Raw genomic sequence first — 14,440 nt, 5'->3', positions numbered from 1 at the left:
CCCCGTCCCCAAAAGCCTGTCCGGCCGGCCCGCTCCAACAAAAAAGGCGGCCCAAGAGCCGCCTTCATTGCCGGGACCGAAGCGTCTCAGCCGACGATCTCGGTGTCGGAGAACCAGTACCTGATCTCCTGGGCGGCGGTCTCCGGCGCGTCCGAGCCGTGCACCGAATTTTCGCCGATCGACAGCGCATGCACCTTGCGGATGGTGCCCTCGGCCGCATTGGCCGGGTTGGTGGCGCCCATCACTTCGCGGTTCTTGGCAATGGCGTTGTCCCCTTCCAGAACCTGCACGACGGTCGGGCCCGACGACATGAATTCGACCAGCTCGCCGAAGAAAGGACGATCCTTGTGGACGGCGTAGAAGCCTTCGGCCTCGCGGCGGCTCATCCATACGCGACGCGATGCGACGACGCTGAGGCCCGCGTCTTCCAGCATCTTGGTGATGGCGCCGGTCAGATTGCGCTTGGTGGCATCCGGCTTGATCATGGAGAAGGTGCGTTCGATCGCCATTGGGTCGTCCTTGTTCTGGGAATGGAAATTGGAGTGGCGGGCTCTATACAAGCCGCTTGGCGGCTTGCCAAGGGGAGGCGGCTTCTGGTCAAGGCCGGCCGTTTGCGGGATAATTAGACGGCTGAGAGCGCGCTTCGCGTGCAGTCCGGAGCGCCGCGGCAGCGGATCAGGAGGCGATGAACCGGCTCTACCTCAAACGCGACGATATCGCCGGCATTTTCTTGATGGCCGTGGTCCTTGCCGTGATCGTCTTGGTCCTGCTGTTCTTTCCACAAACCGGACAGCAGAATTTCGGCTTCGGCCCGGAATGGCAATGCGCCCGCATGGGAGAGGGCGATCCGATCTGCGTCAGGCTGGTCGAAAAGGATGAAGCCGGAAAATTCCCGCCTTGAGGGGGAGATGGCCGGCAGGCCAGAGCGGGGCACCGCGCGTGAGACGCCGACTTCTTCTCTCGCAAGTAGGCGCCGCAGCTGTTGAGGCGCCCACTCTGTCACCTTCGGCGACATCTTCCCACAAGAGGAAGATTAGCGCTTACGCCGCCGCGGCGACCTGCCGGCCGATTCCGCCATGCAGGTCGAGGCAGCGTTCGAACCATTCGGCAACGCCGTCGCCCGTCTCGAGCAGCTGGTAGGGCGAGGCGATGCGCGCCCATTGCAGCGCCCCGAACACGATGTAGTCGGCAAACAGCGGCGATGTCCCGCCGATGAAAGGCTGATAGCTGAGCATCGAGCGCAGCGGCTCGAGCGAGGCACGAAAGCCAGCAAGCCCCTCGTCGCGGCCGGCCACCACCTCTTCGAGCCGCTTGCCGAGCCGCTGCTCGCGGCTCTCGCGGAAATAGGCGCGGTTCGCCTCGTCCTGCATCCTATGCAGATCGGTGAGCAGCACCGTCATGAGGTAAGGATGGATGGTGAGCTGCGACCAGCGTTCGATGAAGCGCGCCGTCGCCTTGCCGCCTTCGCCGCCGAACAACATCGGCCGCTCGGGGTAGGCTTCGTCGAGATAAAGTGCGATGGCGAAGGAATCGGCCACCACGCGCTCGCCATCGCGGATCACCGGCACCGTCTTCGACACGCCGCCTTCCACCTTGGGGACTTCCAGGAAGCGCGTCGGCACCTTGGTGGCATCGAGCCCTTTGTGGGCCAGCGCCATCTTCGTCTTCCAGCAATGCGGACTGAATGGGCGTTTTGCGTCATGGCCGACGAGATCATAGAACAGAATGGTCATTACGGTTCCTGCGGGTTACGAAGAGCCGGGATTCGTTGCGAGCCGGATGGAAGAATGAAACAGCATTTCATGATGTTTGCGGCCTACAATCAATGGGCCAACACGCGCATCTATGATGCCGCCGCCGATCTCAGCGAAGAGGAACTCGGCCGCGATGTCGGCGCCTTCTTCGGCTCGATGCTGGGCACGCTCAATCACCTGCTCGTCACCGACCGCGTCTGGATGAAGCGCTTTACGGGCGAGGGGGACGCGCCCTCAAACCTTGCGACGATCCTCTATCGCGCCTTCCCGGGCTTGCGCCTGGCACGCGAGGCCGAGGACAGGAGGATCGTCGACTGGATGGGCGGCATGACCGATAAGGCGCTCACCGGGCGATTTTCCTATATGACCACCGACATGCGCACCGTTTCGCAGCGGCTGGCGCCGGCGCTCAGCCATCTCTTCAATCACCAGACCCACCATCGCGGCCAGGCGCATATGTGCCTTACCGTCCTCGGCAGGCCCTCGGTGCCGCTTGACCTGATGCAGTTCCAGCGCTCCGAAGAAGGCCGCGCCTACGCCTGAAGCTTGCAGGGATTCCGGTTGGACAATTCCGGAAAACTAAAAAACACGACAATTTCGTCTATATTTTTAAAGCAGAAGCATCGTTTTTGAAAACTACGATTCGTCATATGCGAAATAGCTAAAGAAACCGAAAGGGCACTCTCGGCGTATTTCTGTCTCAAAAGCTACGCGCTCTAGAAAAGCGCAACAAATGATGCAAGGCGGAAATACAAGACCACAGGGAGAGTGTCATGGCCAGTATCGTAAAAAGATTCGCCAGCACATTGGCGAGTGGTGCAATCGTCGTTGCTCTTGCCATGCCGGCGAACGCCCAGAGCGTCGGGGTCGGCGGCCTCGGCGGCGTATCCGTAGGCGGCAACAGCGCCGACGCCAATGCGGGCGGCCCAAATGGGGCTGACGGAAATGCATCCTTCGGCGGCAGCAACAACAGCGCCAGGGTTTCGATCGGCGGCGCAAGCGGCGGCAGCGGAAACGCCACCATCGGCGGCAGCAGTTCCACGGCCACGGCATCCATCGGCGGCACCAACGGGGCTGGAGCCGATGCGACTTTGGGCAACGGCACCAATAGCGCGCTCAACGTGACGACGGGCGGCGCGAACGGCGCTGGCGTCGCCCTCGGCGCTGGCGCCGCCGTTCCTGGAACCGTCGGCGCGACGCCGCCGGGAACGACGAACCTGTCTTCCGCCGTCGCTCAAATGTCGAGCAGCCAGTTGTCGCGGATGAAGAAGCGCTGCGTCGATGTGCTCAGCAGCGAAGGCACCTATGATCGTGATCTGAGGGCGCTCTGCCTGATGATTTCGCGTCGTTGACGGCGCGCAACGAGAGCTTCCGGCCAACTGCAAAGCCCGCCGCTGCGTCGGCGGGCCTTCTTCAGGCTGGCGGCGCGCTCGACGCCTGGTTAACCACATTCCCATTGAAGCCAATATATTAGGACTTCGTTTGCGCTCGCGCTCCACAATAGGCCAGTTGTAGTGGGAGCAATGCCATGCGCATCGATTTGTCCCCCACCAGTTGGGGCAGGGTCGCGCTGGTCACCGTTGCCGGCACGGCATTCTTCATTGCCGCGGCCTTTTTTGTCGATTCCTTCAACTTCCCCTCGTTGTCACCCGAAGCGCTGCTCTGGGCCAAGCTCACCGACCTGTTCCTGCCGCTCATCCTTGGCGGCTCCTTCCTGTTCTTCCTGATGTGGAAGATGCGCCAGCTGGCCATCGCCCAGAAGGAGCTCAGCATCATTGCCGCGACCGACAGCCTGACGGCGGTCTTCAACCGCGGCGCTTTCTCGATGCTGGTCGAGGCCTATCTCGACAAGGCTCGCAGCCATGCGGTCGCCGAAGCCGGCGCGCTGCTGATCGTCGATGCCGACCATTTCAAGTCGATCAACGACCGGCTCGGCCACGATTGCGGCGACCAGGCGCTGAAGCTGATCGCGAGCACGATCCGGAGCCAGCTCCACGGCGCCGACATCGTCGGACGCATCGGCGGCGAGGAATTCGCGGTCTTCCTTCCGGGCGCCGACGCGACGCGCTCCTTCCTGGTCGCCGAGTCGATCAGGCTGCGTATCCGCGAGGCCGAGTTCGCTCCAGGCGGGCAGCCGTGCCCGCTTTCGGTCAGCATTGGCGGCGTCGCCTTCAGCGGGCCCACCACCTATCACCACATGTTTCAAGTCGCGGACAGGCATCTCTACAAGGCGAAGTCGAACGGACGCGACCAGGTGAGCTTCGAAAGCCCGCGCAGCAGGCTATCCGGCGAGGCCGCCGGCACCTTCCACTGAACGAACCCGCGCTGCAGGAAACGGAGCGCCCTCACCAGTGGTTCTGGTTGAGTGGAGCGTCGTCCCCGCCTTTGGGTAGGCGCCTATTTCCACATGCCGCGCATGCGCGCGCCGAGATCGACCTTAACGCCCGGCTTTTGGCGCGGATCGTCCGTGATCGCCGCGCTCGCCCAGGATGACTGTTCGAAAGCCGAAAGCATCGAAGCCGGGATGAAGCGGGTGCGAGAGGCATAGACGTGACGGTCGCCGCGCGCCGGCTGGTTGTGCGGATAAAAGCGCTGCGGCACCACCAGGTGCAGGCTGTCCTTGGCGCGCGTCATCGCCACATAGAGCAGCCGCCGCTCCTCCTCGATATCCTCCTTAGTGCCGACGCCGAGATCGGCCGGGATGCAGCCGTCGACCGTGTTGAGCACGAAGACGTTCTTCCACTCCTGGCCCTTGGCCGAATGGATCGTGGACAGGATCAGGTAATCCTCGTCGCGATGCGGCGGGCCGGCCTGGTCGCTGGTGGCGTTGGGCGGGTCGAGCGTCAGCTCGGTCAGGAAACGCTCGCGCGAGGGATAGCCCGACGCGATCTGCTCGAGCTGCAACAGGTCGGCCCGGCGCGTGATGGCGTCCTCGTGGATACGCTCCAGATGCGGCTCGTACCAGAGCCTGATCCGCTCGAGGTCGGCCGGCCATTTGGCGCCGGCGCGCAGTCCGCTGTAGATGTCGAGAAAAACCGGCCAGTCTGCGGCCGCGCGCTGCGGCGGCCGGAAGCGGGCAAGGCCCAGCGTCTCGTCGAGCGACGTCGCCATCGCCTCGACGATCTGCGAGGCGGCCGAAGGGCCGATGCCGGGCATCAACTGCAGCACCCGGAAGCCGGCGACCCTGTCGCGCGGGTTCTCGGCAAAGCGCAGCATCGCCAGCATGTCTTTCACGTGCGCGGCATCGAGGAATTTCAGCCCGCCGAATTTGACGAAGGGGATGTTGCGCCGCGTGAGCTCCACCTCCAGCGGCCCGCTGTGATGCGAGGCGCGGAAGAGCACGGCTTGCGCCGTGAGCGCCGTGCCGGCCTCGCGCTCGGCAAGGATCGCCTGGCAGACATAATTGGCCTGCTCAGCCTCGTCGCGCACGCTTACCAGTTGCGGCTTGTGCGACGACCGGCGTTCGGTCCAGAGATTCTTGGTGAAACGCTCGCTTGCCTCTCCGATCACTTTGTTGGCGGCGGCCAGGATCGGCTCGGTCGAGCGGTAATTGCGCTCCAGCATGACGATCTCGGCGCCTTGCGCGAACTGTTTTGGGAAATCGAGAATGTTGCGCACTTCCGCGGCCCGGAAGGAATAGATCGACTGTGCGTCATCGCCCACCACGGTCAAGCCCGCGCCGTCCGGCTTCAGCGCCAACAGAATAGAGGCCTGCAGCCTGTTGGTGTCCTGATATTCGTCGACCAGCACGTGGTCGAAGCGGGAGCCAAGGTGAGCGGCGATCTCCGGCTCGGCCGCCATCTGCGCCCAGTAGAGCAAAAGGTCGTCGTAATCGAGCACGTTCTGCGCCTGCTTGGCCTCGACATAAGCCGCGAACAGCTCCTTCAGTTGTTCCGCCCATCCTGAGCACCAGGGAAAGGCCGAGCCCAGCACCTCGCCGAGCGGCGCCTGCGCGTTCACCGCCCGCGAATAGATCTGCAGGCAGGTGGCTTTGGTCGGGAAGCGGCTTTCGGTCTTGGAAAAACCGAGCTCGTGCCGGGCAAGGTTCATCAGGTCGGCCGAATCCTCGCGATCGTGGATGGTGAAAGCCGGATCGAGGCCGATCTGCTCGGCATAGTCGCGCAAGAGTCTGGCGCCGATACCGTGGAAAGTACCGGCCCAGGAGAGCGCATCGGCGATGATCGCGGCATCGCGGCCCAGCACCTCGCCGGCGATGCGCTCGACACGCTTTGCCATTTCAGCCGCGGCGCGGCGCGAAAAGGTCATCAAAAGGATGCGGCGCGGATCGGCGCCCTTGACGATGAGGTGCGCCACGCGATGCGCCAGCGTGCTGGTCTTGCCGGAGCCGGCGCCGGCGATCACCAGCAGCGGCGCGGCCACCTTGCCGTCGCCATGCACCACCGCCAGCCGCTGCTCGTCGTTCAGCCGGGCAAGATAGGCAGGAGTTTCGAAGGACGAATCACGGGCGGCGATGTTCATCGCCCATCAAGCATCGTTTCCGCTTTGTTCGCAATACAGCTGATCTCCCGACAGGCGCCCAAGTGGGGGGCGATGCCCGGCAGGGCAGAGGGGACGATGCACGCGCCGGCATGTGCTGGATAGGCCGGCCATCTTCCCAACAAGCGGGAGATTGGCCGATCTATCTTTTCGGCTCGACACCCATCGCCGCGGACTGGCGCCGCAGCGACCGCCGACCGTCCGGCGGCGCGAGCTCGCCGGACGCCTCCTCGATGATCCTCATCGTGACGCGATAGGCCGTGTAGCCGAACAGGCCGACGAGCAGCAGACGGATCATGACATCTCCTCGTGAGTTATCGAGGTTCAACCGGAGACAGCCGCGTTGGTTCCCGCCGGACGGCGCAACCAAACCGCCGCCGCCTCGTTTGCTTCGAAGAAAGGGGCGAACGAGAGGAGGTCGTCATGATGAAACTTCCTGTGCTGCTGGCACTCGCGGCAGGGCTCGCGCTCGCCGCCTGCGACAACAGCGTGCAGCCCACCAAGGCGCCGAGCGACACTGTCGACAAAAACCCGCAGGTCGACAAGAACCCGGTGCCGCAATCGACCACCGGCGGCGACCAGCCCGGCACGCCACCGAAGCAATGAAAGCGGACGGTGTTGTCGGGAGGCGAAGCGGCGCCGCCGCAGAAGAAGGCCGGCGCTGCTTGGGAGGAAGCTGGAAAGCGCCGGCCAAGCGGGAAAATCAGGCCCGCCGCAGGATCAAAGATAGCTGAGTCTCTCCGCCGCGTCATGGGGCGATCGCGCTAGCCGGCTACAGGTATTCGTCCAAACGCTTTGTCGGCCTTCAAAGATCGGAGAATCTCAGGGGTGTGTTTGCGTCGCTTGCGCGTCACGCCATCGCGGCGCGCGCCAGCGGCACGTTGGCGATCTCCAGGTCCAGCTGGCGCTGCGTCAGCGCCGCTTCGGCCATGATCCACTGCTTGAACAGCTCCACCTTGCGGGCGCCGAGCGCCTTGATGGGGCTGACGAAATACCAGCCGGCGGTGTTGGGATGGTGGACCGCGAAGGGGGCCACCAGCCGCTCGGCTCGGATGTCGCTTGCCATATAGGCGCGGTTGGCGACGGCAAAGCCCATGCCGGCATTGGCCGCCTCGTAGGACATCATGCAGGAATCGAAATAGATGCTCTTGGTCTCGCCAAGCACGAAACTCGCGCCGGCAAAAGCCAGCCACGACTGCCAGTTCTGGGTGCAGGTGTCGGAGTGGAGCAGGGTGAAGTGCCTGAGGTCCTCCGGCGTCACCTTGGACAGCGGCTTGTCGCCAAGCACCTCGCGGAACAGCTTGCGGCTGCACACCGGCGTCAGGTCCTCCTTGAACAGCAGCGCGGAGTTGAGGCCGGGGAAATTGCCATCGCCGTAGCGGATCTCGAGATCGTATTCGGAGGTGGCGAATTCATGCGTGGCATAGGAAGTCGAGACCCGCATCTCGATATCCGGATACTGCCGCTGGAAGGTGGAAAGCCGCGGAAACAGCCAGCGCGCCGCGAAGGTCGGCAAGACGCAGATCTTCAGCACATGCGCCTGGGATTGGCCGGTCGCCTCCATGCTGGCAGCCACGATCCGCTCCAGCGCCTCGCGCACGCGCGCCACGTAGGTCTCGCCTTCCGGCGTCAGCGACACCGCGTTGCCGCCGCGCTGGAAGATCTTGAAGCGCAGCTGGTCCTCCAGGCTCTTCACCCGCTGGCTGACGGCGGAGGCGGTGATGAACTGCTCTTCGCCCGCGCGCGTGAAGTTGCGGTGCCTGGCGGCGCTCTCCACGATTTTCAGCGAGTTTAAGTTGACCTGGCTGAGCAGACGCACGGGGTTCGACCTTTAGCTATGCTTAAAGTAGCACCAGCATTCCTAAATTTACAGGGGAGGGTGCTCAATCGACTGTTTACCAAGTGTTGCCCCCGCCTTGGAGAAGTAGAATGAACGCCCATACAATCCCCGAACTGCGCTATGCGATGAGCCGTGAAGCCATCATCGGTCATGATACGGCGTGGAAAGTGTCGAGCTTCGGCGTCGCCCAGTATCTTCACGGCTACGACCCGCAACTGCTCGCCGCGATCGAGGAGGCGGCGCTCAAGCTCAAGGCCAGCCACGCCGTGCACAAGCATCTCGACCTCACCTTCATCACTGGCGCCGACCGCTACATTCCCGAGATCAAGGAACTGCTCAACGACAAGCTGCGGCTGGAACGGCTGTCCGACATGATGGGCACCAAGCTCGAACCCTATCCGCTGTCTATCGTCGGCTCGACCGTCACCTTCATGAACCCCAAGGACGGCGCCGTCGACTGGCACTGCGATGGCGTTCCGGTGACGGAACTCATTCCGCTCTCGATCAGCGATCCTCTGATCGGCGGCCATCTTGAAATCTATTGCGACGATTCCGAGACGGGGCGTGCCATCCTCGAATCCGGCAGCGACCTGCCGCGCAACAGGGTCATGCGCATCGACCACAAGATGAATTACGCCACGCTCGGCCAGTTCCTCGGCGTGCTCCATCGCACCGCGCCGATCCAGCTCGGCTCGCGCGTCACCCTGGTGCTCAACCAGCGTTCGGTGGCGAAGCCCTATGTCGACGACAACCGCATGTTCTACCTCGCCGCCGACAACGACCAGGACCGCGGCTGGGTGAACGAACTCGCCGAGGACGTCTGGACGAACCAGCTGCCGGCCTATCGCCGCCATGCCGAAGAACATCCCGTGCCGAAGCCGGCTGTCGATCCGGTCTCCGGCGGAGCCAGGGAATCGTGGTAGTGGCTGACGATCCGGCCGGTCGCCAGCCGCCTTCAGCATCGCTAAGCCTGGGCCCGGTCACCGCCGGAAGGCGGAAGGACCGTTCCAGCGCCGCTCCCCCGGTGGCGCTGGCCTTTGCCTTCGGCGCCGTGGCGCTCTGGGCAACCAACGCTTTGGTCGGCAAGACGCTGCTTGCCAATCACCCGGTATCGGAGGTGCAGTTCCTGCAGTTCTCAGGCGCCGTTCTGGTCTTTGCGCTGATCAGGTTCTTCCCTTCTCCCCTTGTGAAGTCCGAAGGAGGGGGCGAGACCCGTGGCTCGCGCCCGGGCAGTGGCCTCGCCAAGCGAGATCGGATCAAGGGGGCGGGACGGATCGCCGACGCAGGAGTTTCTTCCAACATCCCTCATCCGTCTCGGGGCTCTGCGCCGATCCAGCTTCTCCCACAAGGGGAGAAGGGGAGTACCGTGCTCGCCTGCGCCGTCGGCTTCATCGGCCTGGTCGGCACCATGGTGCTGCAATACATCGCCTTCGCCTCGATGCCGGTCATCGAGGCCAATCTCGTTGCCTACACCTGGCCGCTGATGGTCGCCGCCGCGGTCATCGTGCTCGGCCGTCCGAGACGGCCAATGCTGCTTGGACTGACCGCCGCGCTTGGCTTCGCCGGCGTCGCGCTGGTGATCTCCGGCGGAGACGCGCGTGCCTGGTTCGCGGGCAGCCCCGCCGGGTATTGCGCCGCCTTCGGCTCGGCACTTTGCATGGCCTTCTACTCGCTTGCCGTCGGCCGCCTTGCCGTGCCGCCGGATCGGCTTCTGCTGCCTTCGGCGCTGATCGGCGTGGCGCTGACCTTCGCATGGTGTCTGCATGACGGCGTCGCCGCCCTGGGCGGCTTGGACCTGCTGCTCGGACTCTATCTCGGCGCCGGGCCGATGGGGCTCGGCTATTATTTCTGGTCGCGCGCGCTCAGCCTCGATCAGGATGGGCGGCTCGCGGTCGTGGCGTATCTCACGCCGATCGCTTCCACGCTTTTGCTGGCGCTGTCGGGCGAAAGCCTGTCGATGACGGCCATGGCTGGCGCCGTCCTCGTCATCGGCAGTTGCATTGCTGTCGGCATCGAACGTCCGGAGGGCTGAAGACCATGCCAGGGATCGTACCAGGAAACATGCCAGGGAGCGGGCTTGACGACGACGAACGCCGGGCCAGACAGGAGGCGCATTGGCTGGTCAAGGAATTCGGCGCCGAGGCGCAGCTCTATGCCGCCATGAAGGCTGAGAAGGCCATCGAGCAGAAGGATTTCGGCCGCTGCGCCCGCTGGAAACGCGTGCTGGAGATTCTGGCCGACGGCCCGACCGATCTCCGGCGCGGCGCTGCCGCGAAATAAGCGACTTGCCCTAACGAATCGGGCATGATCGATGATCGGAGAGCCAGCGCTGCTCGCAATTATTGGCTTTCCGTCCAGAAATCCAATTTTTGCAGGAATTACTCGTAGAAATTGAAGTGCTGTTGCGTCATTTCCTCGCCCGTGCAGAGCTTCGGTGCTGTAAAGTGTTTGTTGTAGGTATTAGAATTCCTAACTTGCGCGGTCGCGGCCCGCGGTGAAAACATACCTTCGGTATTGAGTCTCGCACGTTTACTGACTCTGGACGTCCGTTGGGGGACAGGTCCAATAAGATACCTAGACTAAAGTCTTAAAAACAGCTGGTCATTTGAGAGCCAGCAGAAGGTGAAAAAATTGTCCAATATCGACGACAAGACTGCAATCGAGCTGACCGCCGACATTGTTTCGGCCTATGTGGGCAACAACCCGCTTCCGGCATCCGGCTTGCCTGATCTGATCGCCAGCGTCAGCGCTTCGGTGCGCAAGCTCGCCGGGGGCGCCCCGGTGAAGGAAAGCGCGCCGCAGACGCCGGCCGTCAATCCGAAGCGTTCGGTATTCCCCGACTACATCGTCTGCCTCGAGGACGGCAAGAAGTTCAAGTCGCTGAAGCGGCACCTGTCGACCGACCATGGGCTGACGCCGGACGAATATCGCGCGAAATGGGGCCTGCCGGCGGACTATCCCATGGTGGCGCCCAGTTATTCGGCCACTCGCTCGGCGCTCGCCAAGTCTTCCGGCCTGGGCCGCAAGCCGGCCGCGGATTCCGGCAGGGGCAAGCGCAAAGCCAAGGCCTGAGCCGAAGGTCATGCTGCCCGCAACGGACGGCGCCACGCCGTCGGCCGACCGCTTTGCCGCGCTCGACGCGTTGCGTCGCAGGGTGGCCATCCAGTCTTGCGCCGTTGCCGGCGAGCGGGTCAAGGCGCGGCGCGTCCTGTTTTCATTGGACCTGCCGGCCATCGATCTACGTACCGCGCTCGACAATTTCGAGCGCGCCATCGTCGAGCATGACGACCGGCCGGTCGTCGCTGCGCGACGGCTGAGATGCCTCGCGGTCCTGGACGGCATCGTCGGCGGCTGAAAAGGCGCATGGTCAAGGCGGTTCCGGGATAACCGCGCAGCGGTTTTCCGGAATCGCGGGAGGAGCGGTATTCAGCGTCAGCACCTGTCAAAGCCGGACCCGCTCGGGCCGCCTTCAATTGCGCGGCAGCTTGCCCGCCCCGGTGCCTCGATCCTGGTCGGCCGCGAGGCTGTCCGCCTCGACGGCGGTCATTTCCAGAAAATAGACAAGCCTTTGATAGCGCGTGCTTGAAAGCATCTTCGCCAGCCTGCGCGTGATCTCCGCCACATATCTCACCATGCGCGGATCGTTTGCCGCCCCGTCCATCGTGAGCTCCTAAACAAGCCAAGTTATTGTTGTTGTTCTTCTTGATCATTCTTGGCGCTTACGCGCGACTCACAGCGCAATTCCAAATTCGCAGCGTCACGACAAAAACTGAAGTCAATTTCAGAAAGCATCAGGCCTGGGCCAAAAGCTTTCGACGCGCGGCGGCCCAGAGCGGCGCTGCGCCGCCGGCCTATCGGTCATTGCGTAGGCGACGTCTGGGATTGTTTTCCAGGATAAATTTGGATCAGCAGGTGCTTCGTCGCGTCCGCCTCTGGCCTGCCGGTCATCTCCCCCACTTGGGCGGAGACTGGCAGCGTCGGCGCCGCGCTTGCCGGGCCGGTTAAGGGGAGCACTGCAGCCGTCTCGCCCTCAAACAGCACCACTTGTGTCGCCAGCGCGGCGGTCGTGGCGACCTGGAAGAAGATGAAGGCGAGGGCGAAATAGCGGATCACGGGGCTCAGAACGCTTCGGCCGGCAACTGGTTCCCTGGTCGGGCTCGGGACCGGCGCCCGGAACCACGGCGAGCCGTCCTCCAGGCCTGGCTCTTGCGAAGCGCCGACGTCCGGTGCAAAAGCCCGCCCATGCTTATCATCAACGATCTCTCGCTGCGCATGGCGGGGCGCCTGCTTCTCGATCATGCCTCGCTGACCCTGCCGGCCGGCACCAAGGCCGGTCTCGTCGGCCGCAATGGCACCGGCAAGACGACACTGTTCAAGGCAATCACCGGCGATTTCCCCTCCGAGACCGGCTCGATCAGCCTGCCGAAAAACACCCGCATCGGCCAGGTCGCACAGGAAGCGCCGGGCACCGAGGAGCCGCTGATCGACATCGTGCTGAAAGCCGATGTCGAGCGGCAGGCCTTGCTGGAAGAGGAGAAGACCGCGACCGATCCGCACCGCATCGCGGAAATCCACACGCGGCTCGCCGACATCGATGCGCATTCGGCCGAATCCCGCGCCGCCACCATCCTTGCCGGCCTCGGCTTCGACGATGCGGCGCAGAAGCGCCCGGCTTCGTCCTTCTCCGGCGGCTGGCGCATGCGCGTGGCCTTGGCCGCCGTGCTGTTCTCCGAACCCGATCTTCTGTTGCTCGACGAGCCGACCAACTATCTCGACCTCGAAGGCACGCTCTGGCTCGAGAACTATGTCGCAAAGTATCCGCACACGGTTTTGCTCATCTCGCACGATCGCGACCTGCTCAACCGCGCGGTCAATTCGATCGTCCATCTCGACCAAAAGAAGCTGACCTTCTGGCGCGGCGGTTACGACCAGTTCGAGCGCCAGCTCACCGAGCAGCGCGAGCTGCAGGAAAAGAGCCGCGTCAAGCAGGAAGCGCAGCGCAAGCATATGGAATCCTTCGTCGAGCGTTTTCGCGCCAAGGCCTCGAAGGCCAGGCAAGCGCAGTCGCGGCTGAAGGCGCTGGAGAAGCTGAAGCCGATCGCCGCGGTGGTGAACGACACGGTGCGGCCGTTCTCCTTTCCCGAGCCGGTGAAGACGGTGGCTTCGCCGATCGTGGCGCTCAACGGCGTCAATGTTGGCTACACCGAGGGCGATCCGGTGCTGAAGAAGATGACGCTGCGCATCGATGCCGACGACCGCATCGCGCTGCTCGGAGCCAACGGCAACGGCAAATCGACCTTCGCCAAGATGCTCGCCGGCCGCCTCAAAGCCGAGACCGGCACGATGACGGTGGCGCCGGGCCTGAAGGTGGCGATCTTCGCACAGCACCAGCTCGACGATCTGCGTCCCGAGGAAAGCGCCTATGAGCATGTGCGCCGGCTGATGCCGGATGCGCCGGAAGCCAAAGTGCGCGCCCGCGTCGCGCAGTTCGGGCTCTCGACCGAAAAGATGAACACCGCGGCCAAGGACCTGTCCGGCGGCGAGAAGGCGCGTCTCCTGATGGGGCTCTCGGCCTTCGAGGGGCCGAACCTCTTCATCCTCGACGAGCCCACCAACCACCTCGACATCGACAGCCGCGAGTCACTGATCCATGCGCTCAACGATTTCCCTGGCGCGGTGATCCTGATCTCGCACGACCGGCATCTTCTGGAGGCGACGGCGGACCGGCTGTGGCTGGTCAAGGACGGCGCGGTCAATCCTTATGACGGCGATCTGGAGGATTATAAAACGCTGGTCACCGGCGTTTCCTCAAATCGTCGCGAGCAGAAGGAGGCGGACAAGGCATCCAAGGCCGACCGTCGCCGCGAGGCCGCCGCCCGGCGCTCGGCGCTCGAGCCTCTAGCCAAGGAGATCCGCGCCACCGAGGCGCTGATGGACCGCATCCGCAAGCGCATCGACCTGATCGAGGACGAGCTCGCCAACCCGGCGATTTACGAGAAGGACCCCTCGACCGCGACGCGGCTGGCCAAGGAGCGCTCGCAGCTTGCCCACACACTTGCCCTCAACGAGGACAAGTGGCTGAGGATGTCGGCGGAATATGAGGAGGGGATCGCGGAGTAGGGCGGCTTCCCCTTCCCCCTTGTGGGAGAAGGTGGATCGGCGCGAAGCGCCGAGACGGATGAGGGGTGTTGGACGGAGTGAGGCGCCGAAGAACAGGGCTGCTTCGATCGCCCATTTCTTTGTCGTAGCGATCCTTCCAACACCCCTCATCCGACCGAGCTTCGCTCGGCCACCTTCCTCCCACAAGGGGAGAAGGAGGAGCCCCATCTGGCCCTACACCTCTCCCGCA

Annotated in this window: 18 protein-coding genes; 11 read left to right on the top strand and 7 right to left on the bottom strand. The window is 63.8% G+C overall.

Going from position 1 to position 14,440, the window contains the following annotated elements; translation table 11 throughout:
• Nucleotides 1–86: 86 nt before the first annotated feature.
• A complete protein-coding gene (gene ndk, locus CK215_RS04690) occupies nucleotides 87–509 on the bottom strand; it encodes a nucleoside-diphosphate kinase (protein ID WP_066995802.1) in 423 nt (140 codons plus the stop codon).
• Between the two features lie 176 nt (nucleotides 510–685).
• Between ndk and CK215_RS04685 the strand changes: the two genes are divergently transcribed.
• A complete protein-coding gene (locus tag CK215_RS04685; protein WP_095830264.1) occupies nucleotides 686–901 on the top strand; it encodes a hypothetical protein in 216 nt (71 codons plus the stop codon).
• Nucleotides 902–1,040: 139 nt separating this feature from the next.
• Here the strand turns inward: CK215_RS04685 and CK215_RS04680 are convergent, their stop codons facing one another.
• Nucleotides 1,041–1,733 carry a glutathione S-transferase family protein gene (locus CK215_RS04680; RefSeq protein ID WP_095830263.1) on the bottom strand — a complete coding sequence of 231 codons (693 nt, stop codon included), beginning with the start codon at nucleotides 1,731–1,733 and terminating at the stop codon, nucleotides 1,041–1,043.
• Between the two features lie 54 nt (nucleotides 1,734–1,787).
• On the opposite strand from CK215_RS04680, the gene CK215_RS04675 reads away from it, so the two are divergent.
• From CK215_RS04675 to CK215_RS04665, 3 genes are all read left to right on the top strand, one after another.
• Nucleotides 1,788–2,297: a DinB family protein gene (locus tag CK215_RS04675; RefSeq protein ID WP_095830262.1), complete on the top strand. Its 510-nt coding sequence runs from the start codon at nucleotides 1,788–1,790 to the stop codon at nucleotides 2,295–2,297.
• Between the two features lie 296 nt (nucleotides 2,298–2,593).
• Nucleotides 2,594–3,106, top strand: coding sequence for a hypothetical protein (locus CK215_RS04670; RefSeq protein WP_245418607.1), 513 nt, complete (start codon nucleotides 2,594–2,596; stop codon nucleotides 3,104–3,106).
• Nucleotides 3,107–3,282: 176 nt separating this feature from the next.
• Complete coding sequence (locus CK215_RS04665; RefSeq protein WP_066995812.1) at nucleotides 3,283–4,068, top strand: GGDEF domain-containing protein; 786 nt, start codon at nucleotides 3,283–3,285, stop codon at nucleotides 4,066–4,068.
• An 83-nt stretch (nucleotides 4,069–4,151) separates the two neighbouring features.
• Here the strand turns inward: CK215_RS04665 and CK215_RS04660 are convergent, their stop codons facing one another.
• Both CK215_RS04660 and CK215_RS31235 read right to left on the bottom strand, forming a co-directional pair.
• Entirely contained in the window at nucleotides 4,152–6,233 is a 2,082-nt protein-coding gene (locus CK215_RS04660) for an ATP-dependent helicase (RefSeq protein WP_095830260.1), read from the bottom strand.
• Between the two features lie 160 nt (nucleotides 6,234–6,393).
• On the bottom strand, nucleotides 6,394–6,549 hold the full coding sequence (locus tag CK215_RS31235) for a hypothetical protein (protein WP_082980499.1): 156 nt from the start codon (nucleotides 6,547–6,549) through the stop codon (nucleotides 6,394–6,396).
• A 125-nt stretch (nucleotides 6,550–6,674) separates the two neighbouring features.
• Between CK215_RS31235 and CK215_RS04650 the strand changes: the two genes are divergently transcribed.
• Nucleotides 6,675–6,857 (top strand): hypothetical protein, encoded by a 183-nt coding sequence (locus CK215_RS04650; RefSeq protein ID WP_066995816.1) that lies wholly within the window; start codon nucleotides 6,675–6,677, stop codon nucleotides 6,855–6,857.
• A gap of 244 nt (nucleotides 6,858–7,101) precedes the next feature.
• On the opposite strand, the gene CK215_RS04645 is transcribed toward CK215_RS04650, so the two are convergent.
• Complete coding sequence (locus tag CK215_RS04645; RefSeq protein WP_066995818.1) at nucleotides 7,102–8,070, bottom strand: LysR substrate-binding domain-containing protein; 969 nt, start codon at nucleotides 8,068–8,070, stop codon at nucleotides 7,102–7,104.
• A 110-nt stretch (nucleotides 8,071–8,180) separates the two neighbouring features.
• Here CK215_RS04645 and CK215_RS31230 point away from each other — a divergent pair, with 110 nt between their 5' ends.
• The 5 genes from CK215_RS31230 to CK215_RS04610 all read left to right on the top strand — a co-directional run bounded on the left by CK215_RS31230 (nucleotide 8,181) and on the right by CK215_RS04610 (nucleotide 11,446).
• Entirely contained in the window at nucleotides 8,181–9,014 is an 834-nt protein-coding gene (locus tag CK215_RS31230) for a hypothetical protein (protein WP_066995820.1), read from the top strand.
• A gap of 47 nt (nucleotides 9,015–9,061) precedes the next feature.
• Nucleotides 9,062–10,123, top strand: coding sequence for an EamA family transporter (locus tag CK215_RS31715; protein WP_245418637.1), 1,062 nt, complete (start codon nucleotides 9,062–9,064; stop codon nucleotides 10,121–10,123).
• Nucleotides 10,124–10,128: 5 nt separating this feature from the next.
• A complete protein-coding gene (locus CK215_RS04620) occupies nucleotides 10,129–10,371 on the top strand; it encodes a hypothetical protein (protein ID WP_245418606.1) in 243 nt (80 codons plus the stop codon).
• Nucleotides 10,372–10,722: 351 nt separating this feature from the next.
• Complete coding sequence (locus CK215_RS04615) at nucleotides 10,723–11,163, top strand: MucR family transcriptional regulator (RefSeq protein WP_066995912.1); 441 nt, start codon at nucleotides 10,723–10,725, stop codon at nucleotides 11,161–11,163.
• A 10-nt stretch (nucleotides 11,164–11,173) separates the two neighbouring features.
• Nucleotides 11,174–11,446 carry a hypothetical protein gene (locus CK215_RS04610; RefSeq protein WP_095830259.1) on the top strand — a complete coding sequence of 91 codons (273 nt, stop codon included), beginning with the start codon at nucleotides 11,174–11,176 and terminating at the stop codon, nucleotides 11,444–11,446.
• Between the two features lie 114 nt (nucleotides 11,447–11,560).
• On the opposite strand, the gene CK215_RS04605 is transcribed toward CK215_RS04610, so the two are convergent.
• Together CK215_RS04605 and CK215_RS04600 are read right to left on the bottom strand one after the other, a co-directional pair.
• Nucleotides 11,561–11,752: a hypothetical protein gene (locus tag CK215_RS04605; protein ID WP_095830258.1), complete on the bottom strand. Its 192-nt coding sequence runs from the start codon at nucleotides 11,750–11,752 to the stop codon at nucleotides 11,561–11,563.
• Nucleotides 11,753–11,949: 197 nt separating this feature from the next.
• Nucleotides 11,950–12,204, bottom strand: a complete 255-nt coding sequence (locus CK215_RS04600) for a hypothetical protein (RefSeq protein ID WP_095830257.1) — start codon at nucleotides 12,202–12,204, stop codon at nucleotides 11,950–11,952.
• A gap of 129 nt (nucleotides 12,205–12,333) precedes the next feature.
• Between CK215_RS04600 and CK215_RS04595 the strand changes: the two genes are divergently transcribed.
• On the top strand, nucleotides 12,334–14,211 hold the full coding sequence (locus tag CK215_RS04595) for an ABC-F family ATP-binding cassette domain-containing protein (protein WP_095830256.1): 1,878 nt from the start codon (nucleotides 12,334–12,336) through the stop codon (nucleotides 14,209–14,211).
• Nucleotides 14,212–14,440: the final 229 nt, after the last annotated feature.

It is taken from the genome of Mesorhizobium sp. WSM3864 (genome assembly GCF_002294955.1).
Taxonomy (GTDB): Bacteria; Pseudomonadota; Alphaproteobacteria; order Rhizobiales; family Rhizobiaceae; genus Mesorhizobium.
The sequence above is the reverse complement of the archived record's forward strand: the minus strand, read 5'-3'. Positions and strand labels throughout refer to the sequence as shown.

Bases quoted from the DNA above. Each gene is read 5' to 3' on its own strand.
- ndk (WP_066995802.1), bottom strand. From the start codon at position 509: ATGGCGATCGAACGCACCTTCTCCATGATCAAGCCGGATGCCACCAAG.
- CK215_RS04685 (WP_095830264.1), top strand. From the start codon at position 686: ATGAACCGGCTCTACCTCAAACGCGACGATATCGCCGGCATTTTCTTG.
- CK215_RS04680 (WP_095830263.1), bottom strand. From the start codon at position 1,733: ATGACCATTCTGTTCTATGATCTCGTCGGCCATGACGCAAAACGCCCA.
- CK215_RS04675 (WP_095830262.1), top strand. From the start codon at position 1,788: ATGAAACAGCATTTCATGATGTTTGCGGCCTACAATCAATGGGCCAAC.
- CK215_RS04670 (WP_245418607.1), top strand. From the start codon at position 2,594: ATGCCGGCGAACGCCCAGAGCGTCGGGGTCGGCGGCCTCGGCGGCGTA.
- CK215_RS04665 (WP_066995812.1), top strand. From the start codon at position 3,283: ATGCGCATCGATTTGTCCCCCACCAGTTGGGGCAGGGTCGCGCTGGTC.
- CK215_RS04660 (WP_095830260.1), bottom strand. From the start codon at position 6,233: ATGAACATCGCCGCCCGTGATTCGTCCTTCGAAACTCCTGCCTATCTT.
- CK215_RS31235 (WP_082980499.1), bottom strand. From the start codon at position 6,549: ATGATCCGTCTGCTGCTCGTCGGCCTGTTCGGCTACACGGCCTATCGC.
- CK215_RS04650 (WP_066995816.1), top strand. From the start codon at position 6,675: ATGATGAAACTTCCTGTGCTGCTGGCACTCGCGGCAGGGCTCGCGCTC.
- CK215_RS31230 (WP_066995820.1), top strand. From the start codon at position 8,181: ATGAACGCCCATACAATCCCCGAACTGCGCTATGCGATGAGCCGTGAA.
- CK215_RS04620 (WP_245418606.1), top strand. From the start codon at position 10,129: ATGCCAGGGATCGTACCAGGAAACATGCCAGGGAGCGGGCTTGACGAC.
- CK215_RS04610 (WP_095830259.1), top strand. From the start codon at position 11,174: ATGCTGCCCGCAACGGACGGCGCCACGCCGTCGGCCGACCGCTTTGCC.
- CK215_RS04605 (WP_095830258.1), bottom strand. From the start codon at position 11,752: ATGGACGGGGCGGCAAACGATCCGCGCATGGTGAGATATGTGGCGGAG.
- CK215_RS04595 (WP_095830256.1), top strand. From the start codon at position 12,334: ATGCTTATCATCAACGATCTCTCGCTGCGCATGGCGGGGCGCCTGCTT.